At 46.8% G+C, this 15,917-nt stretch carries 15 protein-coding genes and 1 pseudogene; 6 read left to right on the top strand and 10 right to left on the bottom strand.

What is annotated here, in order from left to right; translation table 11 throughout:
* Both VN105_RS20900 and VN105_RS20895 read left to right on the top strand, forming a co-directional pair.
* Positions 1–1,173: pseudogene (locus tag VN105_RS20900) on the top strand (hypothetical protein); the annotation flags it as partial.
* A gap of 20 nt (positions 1,174–1,193) precedes the next feature.
* Positions 1,194–1,967 (top strand): SDR family oxidoreductase, encoded by a 774-nt coding sequence (locus VN105_RS20895; RefSeq protein WP_325643831.1) that lies wholly within the window; start codon positions 1,194–1,196, stop codon positions 1,965–1,967.
* Positions 1,968–2,022: 55 nt separating this feature from the next.
* Here VN105_RS20895 and VN105_RS20890 read toward each other — a convergent pair whose 3' ends face one another.
* From VN105_RS20890 to VN105_RS20875, 4 genes are all read right to left on the bottom strand, one after another.
* Positions 2,023–2,172: a hypothetical protein gene (locus VN105_RS20890; protein WP_325643829.1), complete on the bottom strand. Its 150-nt coding sequence runs from the start codon at positions 2,170–2,172 to the stop codon at positions 2,023–2,025.
* 125 nt (positions 2,173–2,297) lie between these two features.
* The gene (locus VN105_RS20885) at positions 2,298–2,984 is read right to left on the bottom strand and encodes a DsbA family protein (protein ID WP_325643827.1); all 687 of its coding nucleotides are present in this window, start codon (positions 2,982–2,984) and stop codon (positions 2,298–2,300) included.
* On the bottom strand, positions 2,953–3,948 hold the full coding sequence (locus VN105_RS20880; RefSeq protein WP_325643825.1) for a manganese catalase family protein: 996 nt from the start codon (positions 3,946–3,948) through the stop codon (positions 2,953–2,955). Before VN105_RS20880 ends, VN105_RS20885 begins: the two co-directional genes overlap by 32 nt.
* 475 nt (positions 3,949–4,423) lie before the next feature.
* Positions 4,424–6,766, bottom strand: coding sequence for a TonB-dependent siderophore receptor (locus VN105_RS20875; RefSeq protein WP_325643823.1), 2,343 nt, complete (start codon positions 6,764–6,766; stop codon positions 4,424–4,426).
* 406 nt (positions 6,767–7,172) lie between these two features.
* Between VN105_RS20875 and VN105_RS20870 the strand changes: the two genes are divergently transcribed.
* On the top strand, positions 7,173–7,640 hold the full coding sequence (locus VN105_RS20870; protein ID WP_325643821.1) for a hypothetical protein: 468 nt from the start codon (positions 7,173–7,175) through the stop codon (positions 7,638–7,640).
* An 87-nt stretch (positions 7,641–7,727) separates the two neighbouring features.
* Here the strand turns inward: VN105_RS20870 and VN105_RS20865 are convergent, their stop codons facing one another.
* The 5 genes from VN105_RS20865 to VN105_RS20845 are packed head-to-tail and all read right to left on the bottom strand — an operon-like array spanning position 7,728 to position 11,798.
* Complete coding sequence (locus VN105_RS20865; protein ID WP_325643819.1) at positions 7,728–8,432, bottom strand: hypothetical protein; 705 nt, start codon at positions 8,430–8,432, stop codon at positions 7,728–7,730.
* A 59-nt stretch (positions 8,433–8,491) separates the two neighbouring features.
* Positions 8,492–9,523: a hypothetical protein gene (locus tag VN105_RS20860; RefSeq protein WP_325643817.1), complete on the bottom strand. Its 1,032-nt coding sequence runs from the start codon at positions 9,521–9,523 to the stop codon at positions 8,492–8,494.
* A gap of 12 nt (positions 9,524–9,535) precedes the next feature.
* Entirely contained in the window at positions 9,536–10,282 is a 747-nt protein-coding gene (locus tag VN105_RS20855; RefSeq protein ID WP_325643815.1) for a hypothetical protein, read from the bottom strand.
* A 7-nt stretch (positions 10,283–10,289) separates the two neighbouring features.
* Entirely contained in the window at positions 10,290–11,078 is a 789-nt protein-coding gene (locus VN105_RS20850) for an HmuY family protein (protein WP_325643813.1), read from the bottom strand.
* Positions 11,079–11,102: 24 nt separating this feature from the next.
* Entirely contained in the window at positions 11,103–11,798 is a 696-nt protein-coding gene (locus VN105_RS20845) for an HmuY family protein (RefSeq protein WP_325643811.1), read from the bottom strand.
* A 188-nt stretch (positions 11,799–11,986) separates the two neighbouring features.
* Here VN105_RS20845 and VN105_RS20840 point away from each other — a divergent pair, with 188 nt between their 5' ends.
* On the top strand, positions 11,987–12,316 hold the full coding sequence (locus tag VN105_RS20840) for an antibiotic biosynthesis monooxygenase (RefSeq protein WP_325643809.1): 330 nt from the start codon (positions 11,987–11,989) through the stop codon (positions 12,314–12,316).
* Positions 12,316–12,441 (top strand): alanyl-tRNA synthetase, encoded by a 126-nt coding sequence (locus VN105_RS20835; RefSeq protein ID WP_325643807.1) that lies wholly within the window; start codon positions 12,316–12,318, stop codon positions 12,439–12,441. The genes VN105_RS20840 and VN105_RS20835 overlap by 1 nt, the downstream gene beginning before the upstream one ends.
* 35 nt (positions 12,442–12,476) lie before the next feature.
* On the opposite strand, the gene VN105_RS20830 is transcribed toward VN105_RS20835, so the two are convergent.
* Positions 12,477–13,466 (bottom strand): AraC family transcriptional regulator, encoded by a 990-nt coding sequence (locus tag VN105_RS20830; RefSeq protein WP_325643805.1) that lies wholly within the window; start codon positions 13,464–13,466, stop codon positions 12,477–12,479.
* A gap of 272 nt (positions 13,467–13,738) precedes the next feature.
* On the opposite strand from VN105_RS20830, the gene VN105_RS20825 reads away from it, so the two are divergent.
* The gene (locus VN105_RS20825) at positions 13,739–15,874 is read left to right on the top strand and encodes a TonB-dependent receptor (protein ID WP_325643803.1); all 2,136 of its coding nucleotides are present in this window, start codon (positions 13,739–13,741) and stop codon (positions 15,872–15,874) included.
* The last annotated feature ends 43 nt before the right edge of the window (positions 15,875–15,917 follow it).

Genomic DNA, 15,917 nt, shown 5'->3' with positions numbered 1-15,917 from the left:
CCCGCAGCCAGCGACAGGCTCGACAAATCTGAAGAGCACAAACGGCCGATGGTAATGGACAGCTGGTACCTTCATCATCCGCTGATGAATCTTATCCGTTTGATAAAAAATGGAAAATACCAGGACAAAGAAAACATACTTTTCACTTCACTGGATTTTGCTATTAAAGTAGCGCATCACTTCAATTACAAGTGGCCCGTATTTTACAATATGGAAACACTTGAAGTGATAAAAGCGGAAACAACACCCGGCAAAGGCGGAGAAAAAGATGTAGCCGGTATTTATTCTTCGGTGATGTTGCAGGCATGGGAACTTACACAAAAAAAGGAATATCTTGAAGAAGCCAAAACAGCCTGCCTCTCCTTGCAGGGAGAAGGGTTTGAACTTTTTTACCAGGCGAACAATACTGCTTTTACCGCATCCGCAGCGCTAAAGCTTTTCACCATTACAAAGGAAGAAGTATACCTGAACATCAGCTATCTCTGCCTGGCCAATATGTTTAAAAACATGTGGCTATGGAATTGTAATTACGGCCATGCAAAAGATTATCCTACTTTCTTTGCTGTATTCCCGCTCCGGGATGCGCCCTACACCGCTGTATACGAAGAAACAGAATGTTTTGCTTCATTCGTTGATTACCTGTCTTTATCGGAGGATATTTCTATTCCGGTTTCCATCCGCCTGTTGCTGGCTGAGTTCATACGCTATTATATAAACCGGGCGCCCTATTATTACCCGCCTATGTTACCTGAAAATACAATTTCAAAAAATACCAAAACAGGAGAAGTAGCTGGTAAACTCTGGATTCCCATAGAAGACCTGCAGGACGGGTGGTCTGAGTCGGGAACAGTAGGCCAGGAAGTATATGGCGCAGGACTTGCCTTTGCGGTGGTTCCCCGTCATTATCATGTTGTGCCCGGGGAATCACTTCTCATTTATGTGGACTACCCGGTGACCGGCTTTCATACAAAAGGGAAAACAGTCGCCTTCAGGTTGCCGGGGCATAAAAAAGGGATGTGTCATATGCGCATAATGGCTATTAAAAAACGTACCACATTGCCGCGGATCAAGGTCACAGACGGGAAAGCGGAAATACCTGGTACCCTCTGCGATAACGGCCACCAGGAGTTTACACTCAAAGGGAACCAGCAGATCAGCATCAGCTGGAAATAAACCATTTAAAATATATGCTTATGCAACAATCAACTTCTTCCTCAGCTCCAAGGTATGAACCGGGAAGCCTTACGGGGAAAACGGTGCTGGTAACCGGCGGCACCACGGGAATCGGCCGGTCCACGGCCCTGTTGCTGGGATCTTACGGCGCAAAAGTAATGATACTGGGCCGGCACCAACCTGAACTGGATGACGCCATACAGGCATTTAAAGAGGCTGGTATGGAAGATAAGGTCTATGGATTCACAGCAGACATCTCAGAAAAAAAAGGTATTGAGGAAACTTTTAAACAGGTGGATAAACATTTTGGAACACTAGATGTACTGATCAATAATACAGCAGTCCCTTTCAAAGGTATACAGGAAGGCGCCTATGAAGAATGGCAATATGTGCTCAATACCAATTTGCTTTCATACCTGGCCTGTTCTCATGAAGCAATAAAACGTATGCAGCAAAAAAAAGAAGGGCAAATTATATCTATCGGCTCTCTCAGCGCAACATCGAGATCGGCGAACAGCTCTGTATATACCGCTACCAAAGCGGGTATCCAGGCGTTTTCAGAAGCTTTGCGGAAAGAAGTACAGTCACTGAACATCAAGGTATCTTTAATTGAGCCGGGGCTCGTAGGCACCGATCTGCCGGAAATACCCCCGGAGAAAATGCAGGATATGCAGCAGAAAGGAGAAATGCTGTTGCCGGAAGATATTGCAGCCTTCATATTATTCCTGTTGCAACAACCCTGGAGGTGCAACATGATGACCAGCAGTTTGCTTCCCATGCAACAATCAATATAAAAAACAGCAGGCGTTTAATGCTGTCCTGCTGTTTCCCCTTTCATTCACCATGTAACTAATCGTTACCTTCTACCTTAACAATTTTATTATACACCCCGAAAAGCAGGAAGGGCGCTGCCCACTGGCCAATGAAAAGACTTACATGTTTCTTGCCTAAGCATTGTAAAGCCAGCGATAAACCCATAGCGCCTATCGAAGCCCACAAAAAAGTATCAGAAGTTTCGCTGTTTGATTTTCTATGGCCTTGGTAACTTTTCCTTCATCACGTTGCTGGTTCAGTATATTTTCCATATAAATCTGGTTTAAAAATGAGTAAATGTGATTTTATTTTTATCCCGATACCAATTGTGTTATACAGGATGCAACAGCTTCAAAAGGCCTGTTTCCTGTAAGCAGTAAACTTTTCTTTGTGTTCCTTACCTGGAGCAGCAAAGATGGAAACCGGCGTATACCGCGGTACTTCGCCTCCTGCATATCTGCCCGGAAGGCATTAATAACCTGCTGGCTGGTTAGCTGCTGTGTAAATTTATTTAAGTCGAACAGTGAATTTTCGCTGGCTAATTCCCCTGCTGCGGCTATCAGTACTTCTTTCTTTGCAATGTTCTTTGCCTGCAGCATTACTGCCATGCGCAGCTTAAGGAGATACTGTGCTGCGAGTTGTTCTGATTGCAGGGCCGCGCATTTTACAGCCACACAAGCCGGGTAAGAAGAGGCCGGCGGATCCGTAAACCAGATAGTATCATTCAGCTCGCAACCGGAAAGCTGCCTTGCCTGCATCCATACCGGCCCCATTTGTATGGGACGGCTAACCGCATGCAGTGTATCGTGATAATTGTCCCAGCCAGACAACATCCCTCCCATACAGTAACGCACAGACAACTGTTCACCATATTCATTCAACAGGCGCTGGATAACCGGCTCAAAGGCCCAGCTCCAGCAACAAAGCGGATCAGTATAGTAAACAGCATCCAGGTGTGAGCCGGTATTATTTCTTTTTTGCGTGGCTTGTTTTCCCATTGGTCTTTTTTGGTGCGCCGTCACTATTGTTATGTTCACTCCATGACTGTTCCCCAATTGGTACTGCCATGTTTATTTCTTCGCTACGCTGCAGGCTCATGCTCTTATCCAATTCATCCACGCCCTCCAGGGTCCTGTTGGTACCGGTAGGCGCTATATCCAGCAGCCCGTTTGTTTCCAGCACATACTTAACCGGGTCGTCTATAAACTGCCAGGTTTCCCCAAGCTGTGACGATTCCCCCTCATTCCATGCTCCACGGATATCGGCGCCGCTGGACATATTGAAATAAAGGTTGCTGTACCGGGGATCGGATTGTAATACTCCTGGCGGGAAATTGGGTTGTATGGTATCCAGTGCCGCTTCAAACATCTGGAAGTGGGCTACCTCGCGTGTCATCAGGAAATTCAGGGTTTCCTTTACATATGGATCGTCTGTAAACTGCAGCAGGTATTCATAAGTGATTTTTGCACGGGATTCCGCCGCCATGTCGGACCGGAGATCCACTGTAAGGTCACCGTTACAGTCGCCGTTAATATAAGCGGCGGACCACGGAACGCCCTGGCTGTTGGTGTATGCAGGGCCTCCGCCGGAAGATACCAGTAACTGCGGCGCCACAATTGACTTGTGAATAAACTCCTCCTTCGCTTTCTTTCCATCCAGTAATTGCATGATCTCTGATTCGTCTGCTGCCTTTTTCAGATCGCCGTTAATACCTTGTAGCAGCATCTGGATAGTGGCGCCAACTATTTCAAGATGACTGAACTCTTCCGTGGCAATATCCATCAGGAGATCGTATTTGTCCGGAAAAGGATTCCGGGCGCCGAAGGCCTGTCCGAAATATCTTAGTGCAGCGGCCAATTCTCCATTTGCACCTCCAAACTGTTCCAATAATAAAGTAGCGAATGCAGGGTCTGGTTTTGACACCCTGGCATTAAACTGCAGATCTTTTACATGATAGAACATACTTGATTGTTTTGAGTGAACAATATTTTCTATCATTTCTTCAAATGTGGCTCCACATTGTTTTTTTATACCACTCCAAGCAAACTGATACGACAGGCAGCCCTTAGGCATTATATCCTGTTTTCTAACAATCACAACAGCTGGGCCAATCAACTCCACATAATGTAAAACGGGTTGAGAAAGGTATTACCCATTTTTTACAATAGATTCACCAATCATCCTGCAGTGGATACTTTCAGCAGATGCCCGAAATGCCGTTGCCACCATCTTCTGAACTAACGTTACCGTATACACGTAGCATAAGATAGTATTCCTGAACAGGGAGCATCCCCGGAGGAACAGTAATTGCTGTAAAAAAATGAAAACAGATGATATGAAAAAGATCACCTTAAATGGTTTGCTGTAGCGCCCGGCGTATGGGGCATTCATGATGTATTTGTGAATATGTACCTTATTCATCAACCGGCTGAAGATATCAGAAACGATAAGCCACATTAAACCTCACATTACGCCCGGCCTCTGTTTGCCAAGTGTAGTATTGCGCCCAGTCTTCATAAGTGCCGTTATAAAGATATTTATCCAGGATATTATAGATATTGGCAGTTACCCGTACTTTACCTTTTTCCCAGAAAAGACTGCCATCCAAACGGAAGTAGTCCGGTAAACCGGCAATATTATCATGGCCGGTCCAGGTCCAGCTGTCGCGGTCTTTCAAATAACTAAAGCCCCCTGAAACACCCAGCCCTTTCAACATGCCATGCTCCAGCTTGTAACTCAACCAGGCATTCACATTATGGGTGGCATAACCGGGAACACGGTCGCCCACTTTCAGTTCAGGGATAGCTTTGGTGGCTTCATCAATTTTGGAATCAGTATAGGCATAGTTGATCAGTAAGTTTAATCCTGGCAACAACTCTCCTTTCATATCAAATTCTATTCCCTGTGTTTTGGTTTGTCCCAGTACTACAGAGAATTGTTCATTCTGCCCGTTATTGGGATCCGATCTCAGCTCATCTTTCCGGATAATACGATAAACGGATAAGGTAGTGCTCCATTTGCTGTTCATCCAATCCCTTTTCAAACCTAGTTCCAGGTTGTTGCCTGTTTTGGGTTTGATCTGGCTGCTGTCTCTCAGGAAACCTGTTTGCGGGATAAACGACTGATCGTAGAGTGCATATGCGGATGTTTGTTTATCGATGGAAACGCTCAGTCCTACCCTCGGTGTGAACTTTTTTGCATCATACCACGGACCGCCTTCATTCTGCTTTACATAGGTGTACCTGCCTGCCAGCGTTAACCGGATCCTGTTTTCCAGGAAGCCCAGTTCATCCTGCAAATACAAGCCTGTGTATGACTGGTCATTGATATTGGGATTACGTTGTTCCAGTGGCGTGCTCCAGTCCCATACAGGATACCCGTTATTTGGCGGTCCATAATTGGGATGGTGTGAATCAAATTCTCCCCCAACAGAATCCAGCAGGAAATACTGGTTAAAGTCCGCCATGAAATTCCTGGTACCCATGTCCAGTCCGCCGAGAATGCGGTGGCGGATCTTACCCGTTTGCACATCGCCGTTCACATAGGCCTGTCCGGATTTATACTGGCTTTTGGCATCCCAGCTTCCCATTCCCCTTATAATGGTTCCATCGGGATTTACGGCGTCCGGCCAAATGTTAGCCCCGCGTTGTGCGTAGTTAAAGTACGACAACTGTGCGGTGAGTTTCCACTGGTTGCTGATCTGGTGCTGCAAATTCACGAAGGCGCTGTGATCGTCGATGTTAGTGGGGGTAAGACCGGGGCTTACCAGCGTGAAATCCCTTGGCAGTCCGGCATATCCTTCTGTGGAAAAGGAGTAAGCGCTTCCCGGATCAGACATCTTTACATGCTGGTAGGTATATTCAGCAGTGAGGGTAGTTTGATCGCTGATCTTATAGGTGATAACCGGCGCTATGAGGTAACGGTTATTATATTCATAAGGACGGAACGAGTTTTTATTCTGTCCCATTACATTCAGGCGGTACAGCAATTTCCCGGTCTTTTCCAGTTTCCCGTCCAGGTCCAGGGAAGCGCGGTACAGGTCGAAGCTGCCGAGGGTAAAGGAGGCTTCCCCGTTAAACCCCGTGCCTGTTGGCTTTTTAGTGACCACATTATAAATACCGCTGGGTTCTCCGTTGCTCATCATAAAGCCGGCCGGCCCTTTTACAAATTCAATATGGTCTACCATGCTCATATCTTCACTGAGCGGGCCCCAGTCGGAAGTAACGTTCACCCCGTTGCGGAAAGCACTGGCGCGGGAGCCACGGGTATTGATCCGGGTATAAAGATCAGCCCAGTGTTCAACACGGGTAGCGCCGCTCACAAGTTTCTGCACACCATCGGCCATTGTCAGCATTTGCTGATCGGCCAATACCCGGGAGGTGATGATCTGTACATTCTGGGGAATTTCTTTCAGCGGCTCATTCAATCGCAGTGAAGAAGACGGTATATCTGCTTTATACCGGTTCTTCTTTTCTGTAACAGATACTTCCAGTAACTCGCCGGTGATTTGCACCAGGGTAAAATCCGCCACGGTGGTTCTTCCGCTGCGAACGTTTACTTTCCGTTCCTCCTGCCTTACGCCCACACCTGAAATGCGCAACAGGTAACTGCCCGCGGGAACATCGGACAGCAGGAAATGTCCTTCCCCGTCGGTAGTGGTTCCTTTATTTAATGCGGGAACAGCCACCGTAATAGCTGCCGCCGGATGGCCTTCCCTGTTGAGGATGGTGCCGGTTACGGCGCCGGCTCCCTGTTTTTGCGCCAGTGCCATGGCAGGCATAAACAGGCAAATTATGACGATCGCGGGGTAGAAATGCCGGCGGAAAATAGCCTTTATTGCGTAAAGATGGTTCATTATGGTAGTTAGTTGTGTTTAGCGGCACAAAACTACCGGCAAGGGAGGATGCAAGGTTACGCAATTGGGAAAAATACTTACGCAATGAGGAAAATAAAAGCGGGTAAAGCAACAGCGGAACGTATACATGCTGCTGCAGGGAAATTATTCCGGCGCAGCTTCGGGCAGTGGCCGCGATACGGCTTAAATATATCTCAATAAATTTTCAATAACCAAACATAGACAAAATCGGCAGCCGTTCCTAAAAAAGTGTGGCTTCTTTGTCCAATTTTCATCTTCCCGGTCATTATTACAGCGAAATAATTTATTCAATCAACTAAAAAATGATAAGATGTCAATGCTTTCTGCTTTACTGATGTTACATTTATTAGCGCTCATCCTCATGGCAGGCACTACATTCATTGATTTTATTAATTACCGGATGTTTTGGAAACTGTTCAACCATCGGAAGGAACAAGCGGCCGGTATTTTGTCGGCCTCCGCCAAATTTCCAAGGCTGATCGGTATTGGTGCAGGGTTCCTTATTATCACAGGCGTAGGCATGATTGCGGTAACGCACGGGGTATGGGCGCAACAAATATGGTTCAGGATCAAGATGATCCTTGTTCTTCTCCTGATCCTCAATGGCATTTTTAATGGAAACAGGCTTAGCGCAAAGCTAAGGGCGGTTATCAGCGGGAATGTCCCGGACCTGGCTCAACGGTTGTTGAATTTAAAGGGCAAATTGCTGGCATTTCACCTGTTGCAGTTTGCATTTCTGTTACTGATCATTTTCCTGAGCGCTTATAAATTCAATTAAGCGGGTGCAGGGAAAAGAAAAGCGACCGTTTCAGCAGTCGCTTTTCTTCTATAAAGGAAGCATTACAGCAGGTATTCCCATTGGCTGTTACAAAGTTTTGTAACGGAAATGATAATACGGGAAAGTACCACCTGTAACCTGGTTCTGGTAGATAGAGATGATCTCAAATGCCACCACGGTAGTACCGGATTTGAATAACAGTGTACGACCGCTCACAGGCGTAACAGTGTGCCCTGCGCTCCAGTTATAAATATACCAGCCCTTGCCGTTGGCGAGCGCTGATACTGCCGGAGGTATGCCTGTACCTACCACCGTGTTCATACCAATGGTATTGGCAACAGGCACTGTTGCCGTGGTCCAGTCGGCAGCTGCTACGCTTGAAAATGCTTTGTCCACAAAACGCAGTTCATCTGTACCGCCGGCGGTAATATCGCCGGTAGCGATACCGGAGAATTTGATATTGTAGCTGGCGGGAGTTCCTGCATCGTTATCTGAAAAACGCCAGAAGAAAGTACCGTTGGCTGGCTGGCCCGGGTCAGTTGAATAAATCTGTTTGAAATTTTCAACACGGTAAACACTACCGGTGCGATATACTTTACCCTGGCCGTTGTTATTGGTAATATCAACGCTGCCACCATCAGGAACTACAACATCTGCCTGCGTGCGGCCACCCAGCGACTGAAGATCAGGAGCGGCTACATCATTGTTTTTAGAGCAGGATGCGAGGAACATGGCTCCGGTTCCCAACAGCACCCATGATAATTTTGAAAGGTTTCTGGTTAATCTGGTCATTATAATAGGGTTTAAATTAATGATGAGAAAAATGGAATACTGCTATAAAAAGTTTATGATCAATCAGTAATTGTGATGGTTACAGCACCGGTTATCTCTACATAGTTTTTCCGGGTGTTCATCCAGCTCCAGAAGGAGAAGAAATCACTGGTGCGAAGTTGTATGCCCATACCTTTATCGTCGAAGCCGCCCAATTCATAGGTTCCTTTTGGAAAATCGGCCGGCACCTTGTAAGTAGCTGAGGTTGCTGTAAAGCTTTCCAGGGCAAACGTGCCGATCTCGCGTTCAGACCAGTCGGCATTATAACCATATACCCTCGCATCTTTCATGTCTACAAAGCTGGTTCCGGAGAAAGTAAGGCTGCTGTTCCGTTTTACAGTAATGGAAGCAGTTAAGGGAGTTGCCTTTGGGCGTTTGCTTTCGGGGTAAATGATGCCCACCAGCGCTTCCGCGGTAACAGCCGATACCTGGCCGCTGCTAAATTTCAGTTTGTACGCGCCTTCGCTGAAAGGAATATTTTCTGGAATGGTTACATCTACATAATGAATATTATTCCTAACCTGGAAGGATATACGCAGTTCTTCTTCTGTACCTGCTGTATTCACCAGGTAGGCTTTTGTACTGGCTGCATCTTCTACCAGGTATTTCACATCCCTGTTAGTATTGATGGAGAAAACACCGCCTTTGAGTACTGCATAGGAAATATTTTCATTAAACCGGATACCGGGTTGGTTGAGCACCAGCTTCATGAAATAATTTCTGGCAGCGCCGCTTTGCGATGTAACCGTGAATTTAGTACCTGTTGCCAGGTTTACGGCAGTACCGGAGGCTGGTGTAACGGTGGCATTCTCCGAAACACGGATCACGGGCGATATTGTTGTGGGAAGCGTTGCATAGGCGGGCCAGTAAACCAGGATGCTGTCGCCGCTTACCGCGGCATTGATAACGCCGCTGCCATCGGTAGTTACAGCAAAGTTTTCAATTTTATTATAGGGAGAACTGGCATACTCCGTTTCCTTTTTACAGGATGTTATCAGCGCCATGCCGGCAGCGAGTGATCCCAGATATATGAGCCTGACAATATGATTCATGTGGTTGATTAATTATTTCTTATTGAGAAGATGAATGCGGATCGGATTTTTTGTGGTAGCCACTTTTGCGTAGGAATACACCCTGATCCTGTATAGTCCTTCTGCAGGCAGCGTAGCCAGGATGGGGTCCGACTGATCTTTATAGCGTATAACGGTAAAGTCTAAACGTGTAAGATCGGTAGTATTGAATGTGCTGATGTTAAGCGGACCGTATTCTTTGTTCTGCCCATCTACCAGCATTACTTTGATCAGGTCCAGGTCAGATGCAAACCCGGCGCCGTCCAGCCCGAAGGAGAAGGAATCAAAATCGAGATCCATGTTAAGGGAATAGCTGTTCGGGTTAGCGGCATCGGCGCTCACCTCCTGCAGGGTAAGATCCGGTTGTTGTACCTGGATATGCAGCGTATAGATCTTCACTTTCCCGTCTTTCCCCTTTACATTATATTTTATCTCGCGACCCTTATGGAAAAGATCCAGCAGGTCTTCTATCATGGCGCCGGAAGCTGGTGTAACGGTGGCGCCTTCGCTTACTTTTATCTCCGGCTCCAGCGTGATCAGTTGCAGGTAAAATGGCAGGTATACGGTAATGGAGCTGTCTTGCTGACTGATAGCGCCATAAATAGGATTTCCCTGTACGTTCACAATTTTATATTCCAGCAACTGGTTGTCTGTTTCCGGTGTAAATGGAATGATATCCGTTTTGGTACAGGCTGGCAGTATAAAAAAGGCAACCAGCCATGTGTAGTAAATTTTCTTCATCTCGGGATTATTGAATGTCTAAGTTTTTGCTGCCGTCCATTTGTATGGCATAATGGAAGGTGACATACCCCGGCTTGTTATCCCTGTTGGGATCCGTTGGGTTGTCTTTATAAATATTTTCGATGATGATCTTAGCATAGTGACCTTTGGTGGTTTTTACTATGATCACTCTGGGCATAGCATATACCACGTGGGCCTTTTTGGGGTTATCAGGAAAAAGACTTCCATAGAAATCATAGTATCCCCATCCGTCAAAATTATTCTGGAAATGATCCAGCCCTGCATCCCTTATTCCCATTTGTTCGTCTGTAACGGGTACTGTTTTCACAGATCTGAATGCGGTTGTCCATAAATCGCGGGCAATGGGCAGCACCTTTGGTTTAAAGTTGATGGTATCGTAATACTGTGCATCGAACTTACGGTCCGTGACTACATAAAGTTTGGCGTTGCCCGGACCGCCGTATCCCGGGGAGCCAACAGCTGCACCATTATTCGGATAGATGCTGCTGTTGTAAATACCATAAAAAACGATATCCCATTTATTGGTTTGCTTCAATGAAGCAGGGATCACTTTATTTTCTTCCAGGCTATAGTAAAGTGATGCTGCATTGCCGCCGGAAGTGGCGCTGGTATCTGCCACCAGGTTTACCACCTGGTAAACGCCCGTTTTTACAGCGCCTGCATCGGCGCCCCCCGGATCTACCGTATCGTTATTGTCGCTTTTAGAGCATGCTGTCAGAAAGCAGGCGGATAACAGCATAGCAATAGCTGTCCGCCATAAAGTGTGCGAAATCATAATGATTGGAATTTCTGAAAGTGTTTACCTGTTTTTAAGATTCCGGCTACCATCTGTTTGAACGAAGTAGCGGAAAGTAAGGTAAGGCGCCGGCCAGAACAGGTCTGTTACCACCGGTGGATTACCTTTATAGATATTTAATAATTCCAGTTTTGCAAAATTGCCTGTAGCCGTTTTCAATACAAACGTCCGGTTTCTAACTGGCACGCATATATGATTATTCAGCGAATAGAAGAACCATCCCACGCCGTTGCCATTATCCCAGCCTACACCTGCCAGCCCCTGGCCCGCGAACACTTCATCGGAAGGCGCGGTAGTAACATTATCAAATGGCTGTTCCACAATTACCAGGTTACCTACCCCGGGTCCTTTATAACCGGGCGTGCCGGCCATCTTCCCATTATTGATCGCCACAAAGGAGTTGTACTCTTTGGAGAAGGCAATGTCCCAGTCGGCATTCAGCAGGTAGTTGGCAGAATCTGCCGCGTTACGTATCACATGCGTTTGCTGGTTGTTGAAACTGAAAGTAACGGTATAAAAAGGGCGCTTCTCTTTTCCGTCCACGCCTTCGCCCATAGAGGCCGCAGTATCTGCAGGCAGGTCGCGTATGGTAACAGCGGCATCCGCCGGTTGTACCGCATCGTTGTTTTTGCCGGAGCAGGAAGCCATCAGCAATACTACTCCGAATGGCACCAACATCTTCCCAAAAGAATTGTTCATCAGCATAGCGATAATTGATGATGCAAAGGTGAATAATACCAGTGACCATGACCGGAGAAAAAGCAACCACGAAAGGAAAAAACGCTGTTATCAGTTATTTTCCGGATATGGTAAATGATGTTCCCGATTAGGCGCATGACATACTCATGACAATGGTATTTTTGGTGTATCAAAAAAATAAACAGACTATGAACAAGCATTTTGTGGCTATCAATTACATACAATGTAACAGCGATTACGCCGAAAGATTTGAGCAATTATTTGCTTCCAGGGCACATGCTATTGACACCATGCCGGGGTTTATCAATATGCATGTGTTGCGGCCAGCCAAACCGGGAGATGATTACCTGATCGTAAGCTACTGGGAGCATGAGCAGGCATTTAAAGACTGGACCAGATCAGAAGCCTTTATAGCAGGGCACAAGCGCGGCTTTGAAGACCTGGCAAAAGCAAAGGCGGAAGGAAAACCCGCGCCAATGCGCAGCGATTTTAAAATCTACCAGGTAATCAGTGAATAATGGAAACAACATCCAGGAAACAACAACTGATCAAATGGCTGAAACGCCTGGGCTTCTGGGGATTTATATTCTTTCTCCTGAAAGGCCTTTTCTGGCTGTACCTGATATACCGGGTAGCAAAGTAAATCCGGCAATAAAAGAAAAGGTAAGTCTGCGCGACTTACCTTTTCATTATACCCGGTGAAAATCCAAAATGCTTTTTGAAAGCCCTGGTAAAGTGGGCGGTATGCTTATACCCCGAGAGATAAGCCACTTCAGATACACTCTTTCCTTCGGCCAGCAGTTCCCTGGCATGTGTCATTTTAATATTCTGCAGATAGCCGTATACGGTAGTACCAAACACCTGCTTGAAATGACTTTTAAGATAAGCATCATTGGTGCCCACCTGGTGGGAAAGGTCGATCAGCGTACATGGACTGTTAATGTTCTTCGTGATAATATCCCTCGCCAGGTACATCCTGTCTATATCATCTTTCTTTAATTTCCTGAGAGAAGAATCTTTTACTGAAACACCCGCCATCTGCTCATAATGCGTGAGCTGTATAGCCAGTAGTTCTATCGTTTTGGCTTTTATGAACAGTTGCATGTAACGCCCTTCCAGCGGGCAATTCAGCATATCAAAAAGAATGGTGCTGATATTGGCCTGCAAAGGAAGATTGTTTTTACTGAGCGGCGCCGGTGTATTATCCTGTACGCTTTTCTGGAAAACATCAAACAACGGATGTTCTTCGGGCATAAAATTAAGCAGCAACCCCGGGCTTACGCCCAGTTCAAATATTTCTAATGGTTCCTGTGGTTGCCAGCTCAGCTGGATTTCCTGTTCAGGGAAGAAAAGATAATTGTATTGCTGCCTGCCCATACTGGCCAGTACTGTTTTACCACTGTTTACATAATAACTTTTATTACCGCTGAGCGTATAGCTTAGCTGCAGAAATGGCTGCTGGTTACTGAAAACAACGCTGCCGCCTTTTTCAGATTTCAGGCTGTAGTACCCCAGGGTAATACCGTCGGGGCTGTACATTTCCTGGATGGTACCAATATGTCCGTGTTGACTGAGCGCACGTTTCCGCTGCCTGAGCGTTTCCTCCCCGAGGATGTTGAACGGGCAGGCGTTGAATAGTTTGTTGTGGGTGTTTGCTGCTGCAGACAATGGTACTGTTATTAATTTCAGAATACAAGAACAAGGCAATATTAAATCATTGGTGATTCAAAGCATTTGCGCAAAGAGGAACTTCTTTTATGAATACGGGAAGACCCTTTGTCATCCGATATCTGACAATTCACTTTTTCCGTTTATGGTAACTTTTTTTCCTTGCCTGATTACCACGCCGGAAGGGCGCTTTCCGTAACGGGTAATACTTTCTCCATCTGTGGAGGATGGAATATTGCATCTTGCGTGATCTTAAAAGCGCCAGAGAACAAATGTGTACCAGATTCATTCTTCCCGCTTTCCTGCTCTTCGCAGGAAGTACTTATGCCACCGCTCCCGTTGCTGATACAGCCGGTTTGGAGAAAGTGCAGCAGTTGAATAGCATCGATGTACACGCCCACTACTACAAAAAAACGGATGATCTTATTGATATAAAAAAAGTTGCGGCCCCTACCCTTGTTATAGACGCCAAAACCATTCAACTTATGGGTAGCAGGCGCCTCGATGAAGTGTTACGCGAACAGGCCGGAATGGCTATTGTAAGTGATCTCGGCGCCGGTAACAGGAGCATTGGTATACAGCTGCAGGGGTTCAGCTCAGCTTATGTGCTGGTGCTGCTCAACGGCTTACCACTCTCCGGGCGCTTCAACGAAAACTTCGATATCAGCCGTATCAGTGTTCAGCACATTGAGCGCATTGAGATTATCAAAGGCGCCTCCAGCAGTCTTTATGGCAGCGAGGCATTGGGCGGTGTGATCAACATCATTACGCGGCAGCATGTACACAAACCGGAGGCCGCATTGTCTGTTCTATATGGTACTTACAATACAGCCGATGTAAGTGCTGTTGCGGAAACACCTTTTGCACATAAAAAGGGTACCGTTCATTTATCGGCCGATTATTACCGGACGGATGGATTTAATGTGAATACCGAATATCTGAAAGATGGACAAACGGCCCCGCCCTATCATAGCTTCAGTGGTCAGACCCGTGCGTCCTGGCAATTAAATACCCGCCATACATTACAACTGAGTGCGAGAGCGGCCAACCGCCATTCCACCATGACGCGCTCCTACGGCACACAACCCTTCCGCGATCAACTGGATGAAACGGATATAAACGCGGCATTGTCTTTACGAACTAACGTAAACGAGCATACGCGGTTGCTCACCCGGTATTATTTCACCCATTATGGTACCAACCAGGATGTACAGATCATAGAAACGGGGAAGCTGCTGCAGGAAAACAGGTTTTCCCAGCAGATACAGCGCCTGGAAGTACAAGGCAGCAGGTTATTTTATGATGGCCGCCTGGGCATGACCGGCGGTATTGGCGGAGAACTGCTGCACATGCGCAACAACACCGTAGCCGGCGCCCCGGATCAGCAAAACTATTTCGGGTATATGCAGGCCAACTTCAACGCCAACCGGAAATACGCATTGGTAGCAGGTTTACGTTACGACGGCAACAGCCTGTATGGCGGTAAGCTGAATCCCACTGCCGGTGTGGAATATACCCCATTCAAATGGTGGCAGCTGAAAGGCTCCGTGGGCCAGGGATTTAAAGCGCCTACCTATGCACAATCCTACCAGGTATTCACTAACATCACCCAAGGATACACGGTGGTGGGCGCCAATATTTTTAATACTGCCGTGGAAGACCTGAAGAAAGCAGGACTGGTACAATCCGTATGGAGCAATGCTGCTTCGGTGAAAGCACTGGAGGCAGAAACATCTGTTTCGTGGAACCTGGGTAGCCGGTTCACTATCAGTGAGGGCTATACGTTTTCTGTAAATGGTTTCTACAACAACATCCGTCACCTTATCAATACAGAACAGGTGGGCATTATGCGGAACGGGCAACAGCTGTTCTCCTATCTTAATCTCGGTAAAGCCTATACCACGGGTCTGGAAGCATCACTGGAACTGAATCCCCTGCCGGGATTAAAGGTAACCGGCGGTTACCAGTACCTGGTTGCCAAAAGCCGCGATGTGGAAGACAGTATCCGTAACAGTACAGGCGCCTACAGTAAAGTACGTTCTGATCATGGCATCCGTGCCGCCACTGCCGGCGATTACTTCGGCCTGCCAAACAGGAGCAGGCATATGGCCACTATGCAGGTATATTACACCTTTCGCCCATGGGCGCTGCGCACTTCCCTCCGGGCCAGCTATCGCAGCAAATATGGCTTCCTGGATATCGACAATAACGGGTACATCGACAACTACGATATCTTTGTAAAAGGATATACACTCTTATATCTCTCTGTTCAAAAACCTTTGCTGAAGGAAAAACTACTGCTTAAATTTTCTATAGATAATATCGGTAATTACACCGATTACCTGATGCCGGCCCAACCCGGCCGGGTGTTTATGGGAGGGGTAAGCTACAGGTTTGGGGGTAAGTAGAAACAACGGCAGCACAGGGACCGCCATCTTGCAAGATCGTAAG

Origin of the sequence: Chitinophaga sp. (assembly GCF_035564935.1) — a bacterium.
In the GTDB taxonomy this organism is placed as follows: domain Bacteria; phylum Bacteroidota; class Bacteroidia; order Chitinophagales; family Chitinophagaceae; genus Chitinophaga.
The sequence above is the reverse complement of the archived record's forward strand: the minus strand, read 5'-3'. Positions and strand labels throughout refer to the sequence as shown.

Coding starts and splice junctions, on each gene's coding strand:
- VN105_RS20895 (WP_325643831.1), top strand. CDS start 1,194: ATGCAACAATCAACTTCTTCCTCAGCTCCAAGGTATGAACCGGGAAGC.
- VN105_RS20885 (WP_325643827.1), bottom strand. CDS start 2,984: ATGGGAAAACAAGCCACGCAAAAAAGAAATAATACCGGCTCACACCTG.
- VN105_RS20880 (WP_325643825.1), bottom strand. CDS start 3,948: ATGTTCTATCATGTAAAAGATCTGCAGTTTAATGCCAGGGTGTCAAAA.
- VN105_RS20875 (WP_325643823.1), bottom strand. CDS start 6,766: ATGCCTGCCATGGCACTGGCGCAAAAACAGGGAGCCGGCGCCGTAACC.
- VN105_RS20870 (WP_325643821.1), top strand. CDS start 7,173: ATGTCAATGCTTTCTGCTTTACTGATGTTACATTTATTAGCGCTCATC.
- VN105_RS20865 (WP_325643819.1), bottom strand. CDS start 8,432: ATGACCAGATTAACCAGAAACCTTTCAAAATTATCATGGGTGCTGTTG.
- VN105_RS20860 (WP_325643817.1), bottom strand. CDS start 9,523: ATGAATCATATTGTCAGGCTCATATATCTGGGATCACTCGCTGCCGGC.
- VN105_RS20855 (WP_325643815.1), bottom strand. CDS start 10,282: ATGAAGAAAATTTACTACACATGGCTGGTTGCCTTTTTTATACTGCCA.
- VN105_RS20850 (WP_325643813.1), bottom strand. CDS start 11,078: ATGATTTCGCACACTTTATGGCGGACAGCTATTGCTATGCTGTTATCC.
- VN105_RS20845 (WP_325643811.1), bottom strand. CDS start 11,798: ATGAACAATTCTTTTGGGAAGATGTTGGTGCCATTCGGAGTAGTATTG.
- VN105_RS20840 (WP_325643809.1), top strand. CDS start 11,987: ATGAACAAGCATTTTGTGGCTATCAATTACATACAATGTAACAGCGAT.
- VN105_RS20835 (WP_325643807.1), top strand. CDS start 12,316: ATGGAAACAACATCCAGGAAACAACAACTGATCAAATGGCTGAAACGC.
- VN105_RS20825 (WP_325643803.1), top strand. CDS start 13,739: ATGTGTACCAGATTCATTCTTCCCGCTTTCCTGCTCTTCGCAGGAAGT.